Source organism: Blautia sp. HA8986, from assembly GCF_056504635.1.
Map to the genome: position 1 here is coordinate 38,724 of NZ_JBWLUQ010000001.1, position 18,508 is coordinate 57,231.

At 36.1% G+C, this 18,508-nt stretch carries 16 protein-coding genes and 1 pseudogene; 14 read left to right on the plus strand and 3 right to left on the minus strand.

Annotation, left to right across the window (positions count from 1 at the left end):
* Nucleotides 1–18: 18 nt before the first annotated feature.
* The 13 genes and pseudogenes from AC04Q4_RS00170 to AC04Q4_RS00230 form a co-directional block, all read left to right on the plus strand.
* Nucleotides 19–1,134: a hypothetical protein gene (locus AC04Q4_RS00170; RefSeq protein ID WP_021860377.1), complete on the plus strand. Its 1,116-nt coding sequence runs from the start codon at nucleotides 19–21 to the stop codon at nucleotides 1,132–1,134.
* The gene (locus AC04Q4_RS00175; RefSeq protein ID WP_476388238.1) at nucleotides 1,135–2,409 is read left to right on the plus strand and encodes an oligosaccharide flippase family protein; all 1,275 of its coding nucleotides are present in this window, start codon (nucleotides 1,135–1,137) and stop codon (nucleotides 2,407–2,409) included.
* A complete protein-coding gene (locus AC04Q4_RS00180) occupies nucleotides 2,409–3,446 on the plus strand; it encodes a polysaccharide biosynthesis protein (RefSeq protein ID WP_476388239.1) in 1,038 nt (345 codons plus the stop codon). The genes AC04Q4_RS00175 and AC04Q4_RS00180 overlap by 1 nt, the downstream gene beginning before the upstream one ends.
* 30 nt (nucleotides 3,447–3,476) lie before the next feature.
* Nucleotides 3,477–4,007: a hypothetical protein gene (locus AC04Q4_RS00185; RefSeq protein ID WP_476388240.1), complete on the plus strand. Its 531-nt coding sequence runs from the start codon at nucleotides 3,477–3,479 to the stop codon at nucleotides 4,005–4,007.
* Between the two features lie 13 nt (nucleotides 4,008–4,020).
* Nucleotides 4,021–5,415: a hypothetical protein gene (locus AC04Q4_RS00190; protein WP_476388241.1), complete on the plus strand. Its 1,395-nt coding sequence runs from the start codon at nucleotides 4,021–4,023 to the stop codon at nucleotides 5,413–5,415.
* A 64-nt stretch (nucleotides 5,416–5,479) separates the two neighbouring features.
* A complete protein-coding gene (gene wecB, locus AC04Q4_RS00195; protein WP_173737641.1) occupies nucleotides 5,480–6,658 on the plus strand; it encodes a non-hydrolyzing UDP-N-acetylglucosamine 2-epimerase in 1,179 nt (392 codons plus the stop codon).
* Nucleotides 6,659–6,708: 50 nt separating this feature from the next.
* Entirely contained in the window at nucleotides 6,709–7,905 is a 1,197-nt protein-coding gene (locus AC04Q4_RS00200; protein WP_173737570.1) for a polysaccharide biosynthesis C-terminal domain-containing protein, read from the plus strand.
* Nucleotides 7,906–7,927: 22 nt separating this feature from the next.
* A complete protein-coding gene (locus AC04Q4_RS00205; protein ID WP_476388242.1) occupies nucleotides 7,928–9,166 on the plus strand; it encodes a nucleotide sugar dehydrogenase in 1,239 nt (412 codons plus the stop codon).
* 19 nt (nucleotides 9,167–9,185) lie between these two features.
* Entirely contained in the window at nucleotides 9,186–9,737 is a 552-nt protein-coding gene (locus AC04Q4_RS00210; protein ID WP_476388243.1) for a VanZ family protein, read from the plus strand.
* A 1-nt stretch (nucleotide 9,738) separates the two neighbouring features.
* Nucleotides 9,739–11,127: a phosphoglucosamine mutase gene (gene glmM / locus AC04Q4_RS00215; RefSeq protein WP_476388244.1), complete on the plus strand. Its 1,389-nt coding sequence runs from the start codon at nucleotides 9,739–9,741 to the stop codon at nucleotides 11,125–11,127.
* A 64-nt stretch (nucleotides 11,128–11,191) separates the two neighbouring features.
* The gene (gene glmS / locus AC04Q4_RS00220) at nucleotides 11,192–13,030 is read left to right on the plus strand and encodes a glutamine--fructose-6-phosphate transaminase (isomerizing) (RefSeq protein WP_195455045.1); all 1,839 of its coding nucleotides are present in this window, start codon (nucleotides 11,192–11,194) and stop codon (nucleotides 13,028–13,030) included.
* Nucleotides 13,031–13,141: 111 nt separating this feature from the next.
* The gene (locus AC04Q4_RS00225) at nucleotides 13,142–13,291 is read left to right on the plus strand and encodes an AAA family ATPase (protein WP_476388245.1); all 150 of its coding nucleotides are present in this window, start codon (nucleotides 13,142–13,144) and stop codon (nucleotides 13,289–13,291) included.
* A gap of 58 nt (nucleotides 13,292–13,349) precedes the next feature.
* Nucleotides 13,350–13,737, plus strand: a pseudogene (locus AC04Q4_RS00230) (PD-(D/E)XK nuclease domain-containing protein); the annotation flags it as partial.
* 47 nt (nucleotides 13,738–13,784) lie between these two features.
* Here AC04Q4_RS00230 and AC04Q4_RS00235 read toward each other — a convergent pair.
* From AC04Q4_RS00235 to AC04Q4_RS00245, 3 genes are read right to left on the minus strand one after another with little or no spacing between them, the layout of a single operon-like run.
* Nucleotides 13,785–14,423, minus strand: coding sequence for a hypothetical protein (locus AC04Q4_RS00235; protein WP_173737576.1), 639 nt, complete (start codon nucleotides 14,421–14,423; stop codon nucleotides 13,785–13,787).
* Nucleotides 14,423–15,328, minus strand: a complete 906-nt coding sequence (locus AC04Q4_RS00240; RefSeq protein ID WP_173737577.1) for a winged helix-turn-helix domain-containing protein — start codon at nucleotides 15,326–15,328, stop codon at nucleotides 14,423–14,425. The genes AC04Q4_RS00235 and AC04Q4_RS00240 overlap by 1 nt, the downstream gene beginning before the upstream one ends.
* Nucleotides 15,329–15,379: 51 nt before the next feature.
* Nucleotides 15,380–16,879 carry a hypothetical protein gene (locus AC04Q4_RS00245; RefSeq protein ID WP_476388246.1) on the minus strand — a complete coding sequence of 500 codons (1,500 nt, stop codon included), beginning with the start codon at nucleotides 16,877–16,879 and terminating at the stop codon, nucleotides 15,380–15,382.
* A 179-nt stretch (nucleotides 16,880–17,058) separates the two neighbouring features.
* On the opposite strand from AC04Q4_RS00245, the gene AC04Q4_RS00250 reads away from it, so the two are divergent.
* Nucleotides 17,059–18,504 carry a hypothetical protein gene (locus AC04Q4_RS00250; protein WP_476388247.1) on the plus strand — a complete coding sequence of 482 codons (1,446 nt, stop codon included), beginning with the start codon at nucleotides 17,059–17,061 and terminating at the stop codon, nucleotides 18,502–18,504.
* Nucleotides 18,505–18,508: the final 4 nt, after the last annotated feature.

Below are 18,508 nucleotides of genomic sequence, written 5' to 3' on the forward strand. Positions count from 1 at the left end.
GTTTTGGAGGCAGTTTATATGACGATAAGAAAAAATGCATGGGAACAATTTGCTTTTTTAGATATACCATTGTTTTTATTGGGAATGAACTACATGCTCTATAATGCATTGGCTATGGACACAATGAAAACAATATTTCGTGTAGGAGCAATCTGCTTATTACTTGCTGGCTGGATTTTAAAAGGGAAATTTATAGTTGATAAGAAAGCTTTTTTTGCAATGGCACTTGCGATGGTATCCTTAATGTTAAATGGAAGTATGGCACTTAACTTTGTTGTAATTGTACTATTTGCTATATGTGCTAGTTATTCGTTAGAAACAATTGTAAAAAGTGCATTTAGAATAAATGTTTTCTTGGTACTAGTTATGATAGTGCTTATGGCACTGCATATTGTAAATAACACAAGCTACGTTTCTACAATGGGAAGACTTAGATATACATTAGGATTTGAAAATCCCAATGTTGCGGCTTTATTTTATTCTTCAGCAATATATCTATTACTTGTTTCAAGAAAAAAATTAAAAGGGATTGTTGTTATTTTTGCTTTTTTAATGACAGGAGTTGTTTTTTATTATACTAATAGTAGAACGTCACTGTTAGCATTGCTGGCATTCGTTGCATTAGAAGGTATGTACCTTTTCTTTGAAAAAAGAAATATGGAAAATGCTTTAAGAATATTTGGAAAGTGTTCGATTGCGATTATAGATATGTTATTTATACTAAATTTAGTTAGTGTTTTTATTATTGATAAATTTATGGTATTTGATGCGCTGCTAAGTTTTAGAATTAGTACATTTTCAAGAATGATTAATAGTTCTGGAATAAAGTGTTTTCTGCTAGGAGGAACTACTGCAACGGTAGATAACTTCTATTATATGTTGCTATTTCAGTATGGAATTTTTATTTATATTTTCGTAGCGATTTCTACGCATTTTGCTATGAAGAAAATGGTAACAAGTAGAAATAGTAGATACATATCATTACTTGTAGGACTTTTTTTGGTAGCAATGATGGAAAGCAGTCTGATAAGACCAGAAATATTAGTTGCGTTAGTTGTATGGAAAATTATTTTATCAGGAAATAATGAATCTTTGATAGAGAGCAATACGGAAATAAACGAGGAAATAGAATAAATGAGTAAAAAAAATAGTATATGGGTTGGCATATTACATATGGGATTGGGGACTGTATTAGCACAGATGATAAATATTGTTGTACAGCCAATTTTGACACGTGTATTTCCTGCTGAAACGTTGGGTATCTATACTTATTTGATTTCACTTGCAACTATGATTATTCCAGTGGCGTCATTGAAATTAGACATGTTAATTGTATCTGAACCAAATGAAAAAGAAGCTCAGTATATAACGGATGCATGTATAATTATCAATATTTTGATTTCATTAATATACGCAATTGTAATTATATTTGGATATCAAGTATCAGATAATAATATTTTTAATAAATATGGGATCATCATTTACGTTGTTCCAGTATTAGTATTTACTAATGGACTTAGATTTTTATTCATTAGTTATTTAAATCGGTATAAAGAGTACAAAACGATTTCTATAATTGCAATCATCAGGGAAGCTATTAGGGCTGTTATTCAAGTAGGGGCAGGTTTTCTTTCTTTAGGAGTATTTTCTTTATCTATGGGATATGCAGTTTCACCGTTGTTTGGACTAAATATTCAGATGAGAAATTATCTGAAAGAATTGAAAGAACGTCCACGTATTAATTTAAAGAAATTTAAAGAAATTGTATTGGTAAAAGGGAAAAGACAAATACTTTTTCTAGTACCAGCTCAGTTTATAAATAGTTTTTCGGCTTCACTTGTAACAATTTCAATTACGGCACTTTTTTCAGCAAAGATATTAGGATACTATTCAGCCGGAGTAAGAATATTAGATATCCCTATAGTTTTTATTACGTCTAATGTTAGTAAAGTTTGCTACCAAAGAATTAGTGAAAATGTTGCAAATAAGAAACCAGTATTAAGGACGCTAATGTCAGTAATAATAGTGCTATCTGCAGTATCTATTATGGGATTTGGAACACTTTATGTTATAGCGCCTAGACTTTCTGAGATTGTTTTTGGACAGGGCTATAGAGTGGCAGGAGAATATATTCGATGTTTATGTGTGATGTATGCAGTTAGGTTAGTGGCAACATCTTTTGCGGGAGTGTATACGGTATTTAAAAAACAGAATTTTGAATTATTTTTGAATATTTTATTAATTGTATCAGCAGGAGTAAGTTATGTGGTATGTAGCATGTTTAACTTTGAAGTAACTACATATTTAAAATTTATGAATACAGGATATACAATAGTGTATTTGCTGATGCTGTTGGGTTATATAGTTATGTGTAAAAATTATGATAAAAAAATAAGGAGTGTAGAATAATGAGTACATTTACTAACAAAACATTAATGATAACTGGCGGAACTGGTTCATTTGGAAATGCTGTTTTGAATCGATTCCTTAAAACAGATATTGGAGAGATTCGTATTTTTTCACGAGACGAAAAGAAGCAGGATGACATGCGACACGATTTCCAGGCGAGAATGCCAGAAGTAGCAGATAAAATCAAGTTTTATATTGGAGATGTTCGTGATTTACAGTCTGTAAGAGCTGCAATGCCAGGTGTAGATTATATCTTTCATGCAGCAGCTTTAAAGCAGGTGCCATCATGTGAATTCTTCCCGATGGAGGCAGTTCGTACAAATGTCATTGGAACAGAGAATGTGCTTACAGCAGCGATTGAGGAAGGGGTTGAGTCTGTTATTTGTTTATCAACAGATAAGGCAGCGTATCCGATTAATGCAATGGGAATTACAAAAGCAATTGAAGAAAAAGTTGCAGTTGCAAAATCCAGAATGTCTGGAAAAACAAAGATTTGTTGTACCCGTTATGGAAATGTTATGTGCAGTCGTGGTTCAGTTATTCCACTTTGGATTGATCAGATCAAGCAAGGAAATCCGATTACATTGACAGAGCCATCTATGACACGTTTTATTATGAGCTTGGAGGAAGCTGTTGATCTTGTATTGTTTGCATTTGAGCATGGCGAGAATGGAGATCTTCTGATTCAGAAAGCTCCAGCTTGTACAATTCAGACACAGGCAGAAGCAGTGTGCGAGCTGTTTGGTGGAAAGAAAGGGGATATTAAGGTAATTGGTATTCGTCATGGAGAGAAGATGTATGAAACTCTTCTTACAAATGAAGAATGTGCGAAAGCTGTTGATATGGGTAATTTCTATCGTGTTCCGGCCGACAATCGAGGTCTGAATTATGATAAATACTTCAAAGACGGCGATGAGAAGAGAAATACTCTGACAGAGTTTAATTCTAATAATACTAAGAGATTAAATTTGGAAGAAACAAAAGAAAAGATTGCTTCTTTGGCATATATTCAGGCTGAACTTGCAAAGATGGAATAGTAATAAATTATATGACGGAAGGGGGAGTGCATGATGAGCGAAAATTCAAATTTTGATGCGAATGTAGAACGTATATATGATAATCTGGAATTGTTGGAGAAGGGACATGTTTATGAATTGCAAAAAACTCCGGGAATATCGAAATGTGCTACATTAGCAAATCGAATAAGAGATGATGTAGATGTGATTGTTAAAGCACTTGATGAAAAGGAGGATATGGAAGCTACAGATGAAGAGCAATTTAACTTGCTTGCAAAGTTGTTAGGTGGGTTATATGCGGAATTTTCATCACTGGCTAAAAAACAGCCGGATGCTTTAACGAATGCATTTAAAACGAGTCAGGTCAATCGTGTACTTTCTCCTCTGAAACAGATAATGGCATCGGAAGATTCTACACAGTATTTGGATTTATTACAGGAAGCTGATGATGGACAGGCGAATGGAAAAGGAAGAAGTTCATATAGTGATGCTGTAATTATAATGAGCCAGTACAAAACTGCCTGCGATGAGTTTAGATTAAAATACTTTAACAAAGGCTGGGACATGTTGTGGCAGAGATGAGGTGTTTTGAAAAATGCTGTTATCAGATTATTTGAAAATAGGAGAAGTATTGGAGAACATAGGTGTATTTGATCCAGTTCTGGATAAGGATAATGCTTTTTTTATTAATATCCAGAGATTGAAAGAAACAACTACTCCAGAATTTGAAGGCTCTTATGATAGAATCAATGATTTTTTTCGGAAAATCATAAAATTGTTGGATCGTGCGGAACAGAAAAGTTTAAAAGATACATATTTCCGGGCTGCATTTGACATATTCAAATTTTCAGAAGTAAATGGCATTTGTCTGGGTTTTGGAGAAAAAGCACCCGGATCAGGATTTGGACCTAAAATATCAAAAATGGTATTGGAAACAGCGTATGATATAGTTAAGGCTGGAATTGAAGATCCGGAGTTTTTTCAACTATTACCATTGTTCCAGGACAATGTTGGACCTGATCGTTTAAGCGACATGATTGCAACATTGATTTTACCAGACATACAGGCATATACGGAGAGAGTGAACCAACAACTTGGAATTACAATAGATAATTATCCGGATAAGTTGTTTAATAATGGATTATTATGCAACCCGGCAAAAGGATATGAGGTACTCTTGCTTCCGACAGAAATATTGCATAAATTGCCGGTAGCAAAATCATGGGAAGAAATAGATTCAGTCATTGTAGAGAATAATACAATTCGTGCTATGATGAATAATGAGGTAGCAGAACACTGGACACAATGGGCTGCAACTGATCGCAAATATTATTTGCGGGAGAAAATATTTAAGGATTCAGAAAAGTGTAAGCAGGTTATCGAAGCGTATCGAGAGGAAAAACTGGATGCATACAATCCGGAAGAACAGATTGATTATTTTCTTGCTAAATTATGGCAGAGAATAGAGAAAAGTGGAATATCATGGTTGTCAAAACATAAAAGCAGGGAAATTGACAGCAAAGCTGCTTCACTTGAGATTTTAAATTTTTTCAAAAATTGGGTAGAATATAATAGAGGCTGGGAAGTCATATTAAGTGCCGGAACTCAGAAGCGTGAAAAAATTGTGCAGCGAGTGATTCACTTATCTGGTATAGCCTATATTCAGGCAAATAATTTAAGCCTAAGTTGTGAAGCTGATGAGGGTAGAGGACCGGTGGACTTCAAAATTAGCCGAGGACAGGATATAACGGTTATAGAAGTAAAATTATCTTCTAATGGTCAGTATATGCATGGATATGACACGCAGGTGGAGGAATATGCAAAAGCTGAACAGACGGATAATATGATTTATGTATTAGTTGATGTTGGAAATCCAGTAAAGGTAAAAAAACTTCTTGATCGCTATAATAGAGATATAGATGAAGGTAAAAAAGTTCCAGAAGTAATTATGATAGATTCAACAAGTAAAGAATCTGCAAGTATCACATGATTACTATAATGAAGTGAATAACGTATATTGATAGAATATTCAAAGAAAGAGAGTGCAAATGGCAATGGGAACATATGATAATGTGAAATGGAAAGAAAATGGAAAATTAAAATTGTTAATTATTGTAGGAACCAGACCGGAAATTATCCGCTTGGCTGCTGTGATTAATAAAACTCGTAAGTATTTTGATGTGATTCTTGCGCATACCGGACAGAATTATGATTATAATTTAAATGGTGTATTTTTTAAGGACTTAAAGTTGGAAAATCCGGAAGTATATCTGAACGCTGTCGGAGCAGATCTTGGAGAAACCTGTGGAAATATTATTGCACAGAGTTATAAGCTGATGGTGGAGATTAAACCGGATGCGGTGCTGGTTCTTGGAGATACGAATAGCTGTCTGTCAGTAATTGGTGCGAAGAGATTGCATATTCCGATTTTTCATATGGAGGCAGGTAATCGTTGTAAAGATGAGTGTTTGCCTGAAGAGACAAACAGACGTATTGTAGATATTATTTCTGATGTGAACATGGCATATTCTGAACACGCACGCAGATATTTAGCGGATTGTGGTTTGCCAAAAGAGCGTACTTATGTAACTGGTTCGCCTATGGCAGAGGTATTGCATAATAATCTGGCAGAGATTGAAGCATCAGACATTCATAGCAGACTTGGCTTGGAAAAAGGGAAATATATTTTGCTGTCAGCACATCGTGAGGAAAATATTGATACAGAAAAGAATTTCTTATCTTTATTTAATGCAATCAATAAGATGGCTGAGAAGTATGATATGCCAATTTTATATTCATGCCATCCAAGAAGCAAAAAGAGAATTGAATCCACTGGATTTAAACTTGATTCGAGAGTAATTCAGCATGAACCACTTGGGTTCCACGATTATAACTGTCTGCAGATGAATGCGTTTGCAGTAGTGTCAGATTCGGGAACATTACCGGAAGAGAGTAGCTTTTTTACATCAGTTGGACATCCATTCCCGGCTGTATGTATCCGCACATCAACAGAACGTCCGGAAGCATTAGATAAAGCATGTTTTATTCTTTCAGGAATTGACGAAAAAGGATTGTTACAGTCTGTTGATACTGCAGTTGAAATGAACAGAGCAGGAGATTATGGTGTTCCAGTTCCAGATTATATTGAAGAAAATGTTAGTTCAAAAGTTGTAAAAATTATTCAGAGCTATACTGGTGTTGTTAATAAAATGGTTTGGAGAAAAGAAGTGTAAGTGGAATGTTGCGCTGATTCTATAACAAATGGAATAAGGATGTGAGTTGTATGAATATTTTGATAACAGGTGCGAAAGGCATGGTAGGGACTGCCTTAGTAAATAATTTAAAAAATATCCGGGATAACAAAAATAGGACAAGACCGAATATCTCAGTAGAAAATATTTATGAGTATGATCTTGATTCAACGCCAGAAGAATTAGATCAGTATTGTCAGAAGGCTGATTTTGTATTTAATCTGGCGGGAGTAAATCGTCCTGAAAATCCGGAAGATTTTATGAAAGGGAATTTTGGATTTGCTTCTGATTTACTGAATACATTAAAGAAGTACAATAATAAAGCAACAATTATGCTTTCTTCATCAATACAGGCTACACTTGCAGGACGTTTTGGAAACTCAGAGTATGGACGTTCAAAAAAAGCAGGCGAGGAATTGTTTTTTGATTATGCAAATGAAACAGGAGCTAAGGTTGCCGTATACCGTTTCCCTAATTTGATGGGACATTCCAGACCGAAATATAATTCTGCAGTATCAACTTTCTGTTGGGCGGTAGCAAATGATGAAGAATTTACTGTAAATGATAGTAGCACAGAATTGGAATTGCTGTATATTGATGATTTAGTAGAAGGTATGTTTGATCTGATAGAAGGCAAGGAGAAGCACTGCGAATTTGATGGTGTGGAAACGGTTATAAAAGCTGATGGAAAATATTGTTGCGTTCCAGTAACACATAAAGTTACATTGGGAGAAATCGTGGACTTATTGCAGCAGTTTAAAGAACAGCCAACGACACTTATGATGCCTAAGATGCCAGAAGGCTCTTTTGCAAAGAAATTGTACAGTTTGTATTTAACATATCTTCCAACAGAAAAATTTAAATATGTATTAAAAATGAATGTGGATGATCGTGGTAGTTTTACAGAATTAGTGCATACTCAGGATTGCGGTCAGGTGTCAATTAATATCAGCAGGCCGGGAATTACAAAAGGACAGCATTGGCATAATTCTAAATGGGAACTTTTCATTGTTGTGGCAGGACATGGCTTAATTCAGGAACGCAATATTAATACAGGAGAAAAGGTGGAATTTGAAGTAAGCGGAGATAAAATTGAGGCTATACATATGATTCCAGGCTGGACACATAATATTATCAACTTGAGTGAAACGGAAAATCTTGTGACTGTTATGACATGTAATGAGATTTTTAATCCAGAAAGACCGGATACATTTTTTGAAGAAGTATAGTATTTGGGGAGGTAGAAGTAAAATGAAAATAGCAGTAGCAGGAACTGGATATGTGGGACTTTCTATTGCCACATTATTATCTCAAAATCATGAGGTAATGGCAGTAGATATTGTTCCGGAAAAAGTAGAGAAAATTAATAAAAGGATTAGTCCGATTCAGGATGAGTATATTGAAAAATACCTAAAGGAAAAAGAGTTAAAGCTGACAGCTACGTTGGATGCAGAGGCTGCGTATAAGAATGCGGATTTTGTAGTTATTGCTGCACCTACAAATTATGATAGCAAGAAAAATTTTTTTGATACATCAGCAGTAGAAGCTGTGATTAAGTTGGTTATTGAATATAACCCAGATGCAATTATGGTAATTAAATCTACAATTCCAGTAGGGTATACCGCAAGCATTAGAAAAAAATTCCACTGTGATAATATTATTTTCAGCCCAGAATTTTTACGAGAGTCAAAAGCATTATATGATAATCTGTATCCATCAAGAATTATTGTGGGAACAGATCTTGAGAATGCTAGACTTGTAAAAGCTGCAAACACGTTTGCTGGATTATTACAGGAAGGTGCTATTAAAGAAAATATTGATACTTTGATTATGGGATTTACAGAGGCCGAAGCAGTGAAGTTGTTTGCTAATACATATCTGGCTCTCAGAGTTTCCTATTTCAATGAGCTTGACACTTATGCTGAAATGAAAGGATTGAATACACAGCAGATCATTAATGGTGTGTGTCTTGATCCAAGAATTGGTTCTCATTATAACAATCCGTCATTTGGATATGGTGGTTATTGTTTGCCGAAAGATACCAAGCAGCTTCTGGCTAATTATGAAGATGTTCCGCAGAATATGATGTCTGCTATCGTTGAATCTAATAGAACACGAAAAGATTTTATAGCGGATCGTGTTTTGCAGAAAGCAGGATATTATGCTTATGGAGACGAAAATACATATGATGCTTCTATGGAAAAAGAGGTTGTAATTGGTGTATATCGTCTTACTATGAAATCAAATTCAGATAATTTCCGACAGTCTTCTATACAGGGAGTTATGAAACGTGTTAAAGCCAAAGGTGCGTCAGTTATTATTTATGAGCCAACATTGGAAGATGGAAGTACTTTTTTTGGCAGTCGGGTTGTAAACAATTTGGAAGAATTTAAAAAGCAAAGTCATGCAATTATTGCAAACAGATATGATATTTGTTTGAATGATGTAAAAGACAAAGTGTATACACGAGATATTTTTTTTAGAGATTAAAAGATAAGTTATAAATTAAATGAGAATATACAGGATAATCGTCACACAGAATCCAAATTGGGGAGCAAAAGGCTTCTTTTGGTTTTTCATATTATTAATTTTGCTTGTAGGAAATTTGTTTCGATTATACAAAAAAGACAGAATTCATTTTTCTCAATGTCTTGCAGGAATTTTTCTATTCATATATTTATGGACAGTACTGGAATCTACGGTTTTTACGCGGATTCCATATGCACAGCCACAATATGAACTGCATCTTTTCTGGTCCTGGAAAGCGGTTTTTCTGTATCATGACAGAGAGATGCTTAAGGAAAATATTTTGAATTGCTTGTTGCTATTGCCTTATGGATGTTTGATTCCGGTGGCATTGGGAAGAAAAATTGGATGGAAAGAAGGCTTGCTGATCGGTTTTGGAACATCATCAGTGATTGAAATCTTGCAGCTGATTACCTGTAGGGGATTATTTGAATTTGATGATATTGTTCATAATGGATTAGGATGTATGTTAGGTGTTTTACTGATTTCATGGTTTTGCCAGAAAAATATTAATATACACGAAGGAGAGAACTAAAATGGGAAAATACTTCGGAACAGATGGCTTCCGCGGGGAAGCAGGGGTTTCTTTAACGGCTGATCATGCGTTTAAGATCGGGCGTTTTCTGGGATGGTACTATAATGAGCTTCGAAGAAGAGCCGGGGAGACGGCAGCTGCGCGGATCGTGATCGGTAAGGATACACGTCGTTCCAGCTATATGTTTGAATATTCGCTGGTTGGCGGCCTGGTGGCTTCTGGTGCTGATGCGTATCTTCTTCATGTTACAACTACGCCATCTGTAGCTTATGTGGCCCGTACAGATGGTTTTGACTGTGGCATTATGATTTCAGCCAGTCATAATCCTTACTATGATAATGGAATCAAGCTGATCAATGGTCAGGGTGAAAAAATGGAAGAAGAGACCATTGCACTGGTTGAGGATTATCTGGATGACAGACTGCAGCTTTTTGGTCAGAAATGGCACGAGATTCCGGCTGTAAAAGGGAAAGAGATTGGCAGAACCGTAGATTATGCAGCAGGGCGAAACCGTTACATTGGTTATCTGATTTCTCTTGGAGTGTATTCTTTTAAGGGAATGAAGGTTGGTCTGGATTGTGCAAATGGAAGTGCCTGGAATATAGCAAAAGCTGTTTTTGACGCATTGGGTGCAGAGACATATGTGATCAATGCCCAGCCAGATGGAACGAATATTAATAACAATGCAGGTTCTACTCATATTGAAGGACTGCAGAAACTTGTAGCTGATAATGACCTGGATGTTGGTTTTGCCTATGATGGAGATGCGGATCGCTGTCTTTGTGTGGACGAGAAGGGAAATGTTGTCAGCGGTGATGCCATCCTTTATGTTTATGGCCGTTATATGAAGGAGAGGGGAAAACTTCTGACAAATACAGTTGTTACTACTGTGATGTCCAATTTCGGGCTGTACAGAGCTTTTGATGAAGCTGATATCGGGTATGCGAAAACTGCTGTTGGCGACAAATATGTTTATGAATATATGATGCAGAACGGGTGCCGTCTTGGAGGGGAGCAGTCCGGCCATATTATTTTTTCCAAGTATGCATCGACGGGTGATGGTATTCTTACAAGCCTGAAAATGATGGAAGTTATAATGGCAAAGAAGAAAAAACTCAGCGAGCTTACTGCGGAACTGAAGATTTATCCGCAGGTGCTGGAGAATGTACGAGTTCTTGATAAGGTGGCTGCCCAGGCTGATGAAGATGTGCAGGCAGCAGTGCAGCGGGTCGCAGATGAATTGGGTGATGCAGGCAGGATCCTGGTGAGGGAGTCCGGTACAGAGCCGCTGCTCCGTGTGATGGTTGAAGCTGAGAGTGAGGAACTTTGCAGAAAATATGTGGATCAGGTTGTGGATGTTGTCCGTAGAAAGGGACATGCAGCCGAATAAAATATGATTATTTCTGAAGAGAAATGAATTTAGAGTACATGGGTGATAAGAGGAGTATAAAGTTATGTGTGGAATTGTTGGATTTACAGGAAAGCAGCAGGCAGCACCAATTCTTCTGGATGGTCTTTCTAAACTGGAATATAGAGGCTATGATTCGGCGGGTATTGCAGTTCGTGACGGGGAAAAGGATACTGAGGTGATCAAGGCGAAGGGGCGTCTTAGGATTCTTGCGGAAAAAACAAACGGCGGGGAATCTGTTCCGGGTATGTGTGGAATCGGACATACCAGATGGGCAACTCATGGTGAGCCTTCTGAGCGGAATGCGCATCCTCATATCAGTAATGATGGAAATGTGATTGCTGTACATAACGGGATCATTGAGAACTATCAGGAGCTGAAAGAGAAGCTTTTGCGTAAGGGATATTCTTTTTATTCTTCTACGGATACAGAAGTTGCAGTGAATCTTGTAGCTTACTATTACAAAAAATATGGGGAATCTCCGGTTGAAGCAGTTCGTCATGCCATGGTACGCATCAGAGGTTCTTATGCGCTGGCATTGATGTTCCGTGATTATCCGGAAGAGATTTTTGCAGCGCGAAAAGACAGCCCGATGATTCTTGGTGTGGAAGATGGAGAGTCTTATATTGCTTCGGATGTTCCTGCAATTTTGAAATATACAAGAAATGTTTACTATATTGGTAATCAGGAACTGGCTTGCGTGAAGAAAGGAGAAATCACATTTTATAATCTGGACGGCGAGGAGATCGAGAAGGAGCCAAAAGTTATTGAGTGGGATGCAGAGGCTGCGGAGAAGGCAGGATTTGAACATTTCATGATGAAAGAGATTCATGAGCAGCCGAAGGCAGTTGCAGATACATTGAATTCCGTTATCCGTGATGGCAAGCTGGACCTTGCTGAAATCGGACTGGAAGAAGAGGTGATCCGAAGTATCAGCCAGATTTATATTGTGGCCTGCGGCTCTGCTTATCATGTGGGAATGGCTGCGCAGTATGTGATTGAAGATATGGCCGGTCTTCCGGTTCGTGTGGAACTGGCATCAGAGTTCCGTTACCGTAAGCCGCTTCTGGATCCGAATGGACTTGCAGTGATCATCAGTCAGTCCGGTGAGACTGCTGACAGTCTTGCTGCGCTTCGAGAATGCAGGGAAAAAGGAATCCGTACACTGGCGATCGTAAATGTTGTGGGTTCTTCTATTGCCAGAGAAGCGGACAATGTATTTTATACTCTTGCAGGTCCGGAGATTTCTGTTGCTACGACTAAGGCATACAGTACTCAGCTGATCGCAGCATATGTGCTGGCTTTGCAGTTTGCAAAGGTCAGGGGAGAGATTACAGTGGAACAGTGTGATTCTTATGTAAAAGAGCTCCAGACAATTCCGGATAAGATTCAGAAGATCATAGAGGATAAGGAGCGTATTCAGTGGTTTGCAGCCAAGCAGGCTAATGCGAAGGATGTTTTCTTTATTGGGCGTGGTATTGATTATGCCATCAGTCTTGAGGGTAGCCTGAAGATGAAGGAAATCAGTTATATTCATTCAGAGGCTTATGCTGCAGGTGAGCTGAAGCATGGCACGATTTCCCTGATCGAAGATGGTACACTTGTGATCGGTGTTCTGACACAGCCGGAGCTTTATGAGAAGACAGTGAGCAATATGGTAGAGTGCAAGAGCCGTGGTGCTTATCTTATGGGTCTGACAACTTTTGGAAATTATAATATTGAAGATACTGCAGATTTTACTGTTTATATTCCAAAAACAGATCCGCATTTTGCAACATCTCTGGCTGTAATTCCGTTACAGCTGCTGGGATATTATGTGAGTGTGAATAAGGGACTGGATGTAGATAAACCCAGGAATCTGGCTAAGAGTGTTACGGTAGAGTAAGAGGACAGGATGGCTTGTTCGAGCTTGTCAAAATAAATCCATAGACAAAGAGATCGTGTTGTGCTAATCTGAAATAAATCTGCTATTTGAGAGAGGAGTGGAGCACGGGCTATGAGAAGATGGAAGCTGTCGGTAGGAATTGAGAACTTCCAGGAGATCCGGCAGGCTGGATTTTATTATGTTGATAAGACAAGGCTGATGAACAGCTTCTTGAGCAGTGGGGGAAGGTTCCTGTGTTATTTCTCTCATTGCAGAATGTAGACGGGTTTACATTTGAGGATGCGAGATATCATCTGACAGAGCTGGTGGGCAGAGAAGCATTCTTGGGAAGACGATCAGTATTTTTGATAAAAAAGCACGAGATGGTGAGAAAGAGATTTTTTACCATGGAATTCTTCTGGGACTTTTACGAAGTGATCCAAACTGGCTGGTTCAGTCCAATGTGGAGTTTGGAGATGGTTTTGCAGATATTTTGATGGAACCGGAGGTATACGGATGCAGGGATCATTATTGAACTGAAGTATGTACAGACATTTGCCGGTTTGGAGAAGGCATGTGAGAGGGCTATGAATCAGATAAAAGAACGAAGATATGATGAGCATCTGCGTAATGATAGCCGAAATAAGATTCTGGCATATGGAATTGCTTTCTGTAAAAATAGATGTAGAGTGGTTGTTGAGAATATTTCTAAATATACCAGATTATAATTAAAAATGTGTAAGTGCCTCAAAATTGTTTGGGGCACTTACATATATTACTGTCTATTATTTATATTCCGCTGAATAATATTAGTATATACAGCGAGAAGGACGATTTTATCTTTTTTATCCTCGATAGAAGATATTATTTCATATATTTGCGAGGCTTCTTCTGTCCGGGTTGCAAATCTTCGGTTTAAAATATTTATGATTTTTTCGATTTGAGGATTTAAACGTTGGATAGTTGCTTTGTATTCCTCCGCAGGCATTTTTAATAGGTTGGTTGCCTGAAAATATGGAATTTCAGGGATTTTTTCAGCCAAAAAATATAATAAAATGGACTGAGATTTTATGTCCTGTGGAAATATATCAGATTTAAATACCACATTATAAATTTTAGAATAAAAATCTTGTTCATTTAAATTATCTAGTGTGAGGCTATGGATATATGCACTTAATAAAGAAAAATAGTGGTTCTGAGTTTCTTCGATATCTGTCTCAGCGATATATTTGTAATTTTTATCATCTTCAAATTTATACCGAGATACCTCTTCTAATAATTCCTGCAAAATAGAAGCAGGGTTATCAAGCTGTGATTCTGATAAAAAATCCATATATAAAGCATAATATATATCATAGATATTACCAGTTGCGTTACTGCATTTAATTTGAATCATTTCTCTTACATTTTTCATTATGCTAAATCCTTTTCTTCATAAATAATATTTTTTATATCGTCCAGTGCATCAAAATCATATTTTATTTTTCGAGCCATTAAGGTCACATCACCACCGTTGTCTTCTTTACTGTTTATCGGGATACCAGTTATTTCGTAGCGCTCTTTTTGTATTGTTTTATCAGGAGTATGAAGAACGGTAATGGTGTTGCCAGGAGCAATTTTTATGTTTGTAATTTCATTTTTGATATTGGGGTCATTGTATTCCAATAGTTTTTTTATAGTATCTTTAAAGGAATTTTCAGATGCTGATGCTTTTAGGTGGAATTTCAGTTGTTTTAATAATTCATCTCTATTTGTAGATACTGTTGTTTTGGCTCGTAATTGTCGGCTTAAATATCTGCCATTATCGCTTAATCTATATAATTTATATTTGCCAGCTTTACTGGATATTATAAGATTAGTAGAAGCTGCTTTTTTCATTATTTCCGATAAGGTAGATTCTTTTAAATCTAAATTTTTGCATATTTCTGAATGACTCATAATTCCATGGGCTTCTAATAGCAAAATAATATCTTTTAAATGCTTAACAGATAAAACCTGTTTTTGGTAAATTTGGGCTGTCAGATTTTCTTGCTGTTTTTCATGTAGAAAATCTTTGAATGTTTTTATGACGCCCATTAAAGTTCCTAATTGAAAAATAGCATCCTCTTTTGATGCCGTTGGTAAGTGATGTTCAAAATAATTCAATTGTGAGTTTCCGTAACGAAGGATTTGGCTAAGTGAAGAATTATCGGAATTATACCATTCGTTTATAACATATTCCTTATTATCAGAGGCATATTGGATTAGAGTAGTGTATTCTTGTTTCTCCAAAGATTCTGATAGATTTGTTTGGGTATGCATCCAGATTTCTTTGCGCATAAAATTTTCCTCCTTTTTAAGTGATTGATGATATAAATTTATTCGAATCTTTCATTGGATATTATGAGTTATATTTTCTTTTGTAAAAGATTCGGTTGTTTTTGAAAGTTCGAAATCCAGAGGGATTTTAACTTTAAAAACACAAGCCTTTATATTTTGGCATGAGAAGTTACAGCTACATTTACTGCCAAAAGTGATGGTTTGTGTTGTACCTGCAATTCCACATCCACCAATAGCTTTTTCGTTGGAAGCAACTGCTCCACAGCAGTTACCCCATATAATGGTAGTTCCGTAACATTTTAAAGCAGGTAAAGCATTGATAAAATCCTGTTCACCTCTGGAATAAGAAGGTACGATCAGTAGCGTTGCACCCAAACTTCCACATAGAAATTTTTGGATTCGATCCTGATCAGATAAAAATTCTGCGCATATTACAATAGCGATTCTATGGACATTCGGAATATGGATCAGTACAGTAGACCATTCTTGGATTTCCGCGAGAGCTTCCATTTTGTGGTTTTTTTTATCAACGAAAGGAATATGCTTTTCCTGATGACCGATAATCTGCCCGTCTAAACTGACAATAGTGGAACGATTATAATTATCTGACCAGTAGCTGGGGAGGATAGTTAACAATGGAACATTTTTGCCAGATGCTAATCTCAAATTGGAACATTCCCATAGAAAGGAATTATATTCGCCATCATTTTTCTCGGAAAGAGAAGTTCCTAACAGTTCTGGTGTGAAAAAAATATCGACATTCATATCTCCGGCTAAATTCCAGTCATTTTTAAGCCGTTCTAGTAGTTCTTCAGCGTGGTTCAGTGGCTTGACGAGTTCTCCATTATATTTTATACCGTTGCGTTCTATTGGCTGATCTTCAAGTTGTAATAGATCTTTACGATCAGATATTGGAGAAAACCCAATGGAAAAGGAACAGTCGTCTTTTTCAGTTAAAAAAGTATCAGATATAATTATGTTTTTTATAATGTTTTTATTGTCATATGAGACATAGCTGCAATGTTTAAGCAAGCCATTTATACCTTCAAAAATGTCTCTATTGGAAATATTTTTTTCAAAAAGTTCTTCATTACGAATGATATGCGGTGTTGCAATTGGAAACTTGGGATTGATCCAGATTCCCGTCTTATTATAGTTAGTGTTCAGAGAATCTACAACTGCATAATCATCCTTGGATATTGATACAAGACTAGCAAGTGAAAAATATGCACGTTTTCCGGCAATATTATTTTCATCTCTGGTATAAGTGATTCGGAAATCTAACCACAAGCAAAATGAGATGGCCATGATTTGCTGACGGTTTGAATCTTTTTCTTCGTGGATAGTTTGTAAAAAATCATCAATATTATGCAGAAGTGAGTAATTATAATCATTCCAATAGGCATCTAGGGTTGTTGTTACAAAAGTTGAAATTTCTTCATAATCCTGAGATGCGAATATCTCGTTGAACGTTTGGGGGATTTTAGTGACGATCTGTAACGCTGCTGCCATAATGTTCATATATTTCTGAGTGGATTGAATAGATGCCATTTTTTTCACCTCCAAATTTACTTTATTATAACATAATAAATTAGAATTGGCAATGAACAGTTCAATTTCAGTTCAATTTTATGAGATGTTAATTGATAAAAGAGGAATATTGTGCTATCATATTCATATATGTCAGCTTGGAATGAGAGATTTCTAAATATAGATAAAGAAGGAAGAATATGGCAGCTGTTAATGGAAAAAGAGAGATAGATGAAAAAGAATATAAAAATCCATGCACAGATTGTCATGATAATAAAATAGAACAAAATGATCTAGAGGAACTTAAAGCTGTAAAAATTAATAAGATTAACAGAAAAATAAAGACACTTAGAAAAAAAGCAAAAGAAAATAAAAAATCAGATGAGAAAGATTGGAAATCTACATATTTGGAGTGGATTGCTGTTCTGCCGGTAGGCGGATTTCAACTGTTAGCAGATGTATTAGTAAAGAATATTTGGAAGAGTTTAGCTATATTGTTGTTGGGGATATTTATACTAAAAAAGATTGAGCATATAATAGAAAAAATTTCTAAAAAAAGTATTGGTAAATGGAAAAACAGAATATTAAACTGTGAAATAATTATCCATTTTAAAAATGAGAAAATTAGGAAAGGAATTTTTCAGGAGGATATAGGTTTCACACAATATGAAATAGAATGTCAAAAAGAAAGAAAAGCAGCATCTTGGGAATGTATCCAGGATTTATTTGCATTTCAAAATAGGGTAAAAAGAATTGTGCGCAGGGCGATAGGACTAGCTGTTTTTGTAGTTGGTCTAAATGTGGCAATAGTAGGATTTAATAATTTAGATGCATCTGAAACAATAGAACAAGGCGATAATATGGCGAATAAAGATAATGCCGATAGTTACAAAGCTGAACAGAAACAAAAGGGAAAAACTGAAGAGAGAACAGAAGTAATAGCTGAAGAGGAAACAAATGAAGAAGAGGAGGTTGATGAAACAGAAGAGGCATTTAATCTGTTATGGAATTTATATCTGAGTGATCTGCAAATGGATGAAATTGTTAGTCCAGAAAATGCATTATCTGAAGCAAAGAATTTTTGTGTACAATGGATTGATAATGAACATTTTAAAGAGATAGATCGATGGCTATATACTGATATGGAAGTATATGATCTGGAAAGTTTTAGAAATGTGACTTTAAAAGAAAGAAATCTTTCGATAAATGATAACGCAAATGGAAGTATTCTTTTGAAATTGGGTAAGACTTACAGTAGTTCTATAGATGAATTTTTGGAGTCTTGCGGAGGTGTTAATATAACAGAAAGAACGATAGGAATTGCCTGCCTTAGAGGCACAGATATTTATATGAGTGCATTACGGCATGGAGTAAGCAGAAAGTCAGTGAAGGAAGAATGCTATAAGGGCGCAGCTTTGCTTCTGAGAGAGTTTGCAGATGAAGTATACGAGAAACAAAAATACAGGGAACTTGATAAATTGCAGAAGGAAGAACAGTCTGCAAAAGAATTTGTCCTTTATACATATTCAGCAGTATGTTATGAAAATGCAGCAGAGTATGGAGATGCTTTATGTAAGAAAGAAGCAGAAAAGATGAAAGCAGCTGCGAAAGACAACTGGGCATCATTTAAAAACTGGGTACCGTAGTCAA

Bases quoted from the DNA above. Each gene is read 5' to 3' on its own strand.
- AC04Q4_RS00170 (WP_021860377.1), top strand. From the start codon at position 19: ATGACGATAAGAAAAAATGCATGGGAACAATTTGCTTTTTTAGATATA.
- AC04Q4_RS00175 (WP_476388238.1), top strand. From the start codon at position 1,135: ATGAGTAAAAAAAATAGTATATGGGTTGGCATATTACATATGGGATTG.
- AC04Q4_RS00180 (WP_476388239.1), top strand. From the start codon at position 2,409: ATGAGTACATTTACTAACAAAACATTAATGATAACTGGCGGAACTGGT.
- AC04Q4_RS00185 (WP_476388240.1), top strand. From the start codon at position 3,477: ATGATGAGCGAAAATTCAAATTTTGATGCGAATGTAGAACGTATATAT.
- AC04Q4_RS00190 (WP_476388241.1), top strand. From the start codon at position 4,021: ATGCTGTTATCAGATTATTTGAAAATAGGAGAAGTATTGGAGAACATA.
- wecB (WP_173737641.1), top strand. From the start codon at position 5,480: ATGGGAACATATGATAATGTGAAATGGAAAGAAAATGGAAAATTAAAA.
- AC04Q4_RS00200 (WP_173737570.1), top strand. From the start codon at position 6,709: ATGAATATTTTGATAACAGGTGCGAAAGGCATGGTAGGGACTGCCTTA.
- AC04Q4_RS00205 (WP_476388242.1), top strand. From the start codon at position 7,928: ATGAAAATAGCAGTAGCAGGAACTGGATATGTGGGACTTTCTATTGCC.
- AC04Q4_RS00210 (WP_476388243.1), top strand. From the start codon at position 9,186: ATGAGAATATACAGGATAATCGTCACACAGAATCCAAATTGGGGAGCA.
- glmM (WP_476388244.1), top strand. From the start codon at position 9,739: ATGGGAAAATACTTCGGAACAGATGGCTTCCGCGGGGAAGCAGGGGTT.
- glmS (WP_195455045.1), top strand. From the start codon at position 11,192: ATGTGTGGAATTGTTGGATTTACAGGAAAGCAGCAGGCAGCACCAATT.
- AC04Q4_RS00225 (WP_476388245.1), top strand. From the start codon at position 13,142: ATGAGAAGATGGAAGCTGTCGGTAGGAATTGAGAACTTCCAGGAGATC.
- AC04Q4_RS00235 (WP_173737576.1), bottom strand. From the start codon at position 14,423: ATGAAAAATGTAAGAGAAATGATTCAAATTAAATGCAGTAACGCAACT.
- AC04Q4_RS00240 (WP_173737577.1), bottom strand. From the start codon at position 15,328: ATGCGCAAAGAAATCTGGATGCATACCCAAACAAATCTATCAGAATCT.
- AC04Q4_RS00245 (WP_476388246.1), bottom strand. From the start codon at position 16,879: ATGGCATCTATTCAATCCACTCAGAAATATATGAACATTATGGCAGCA.
- AC04Q4_RS00250 (WP_476388247.1), top strand. From the start codon at position 17,059: ATGGCAGCTGTTAATGGAAAAAGAGAGATAGATGAAAAAGAATATAAA.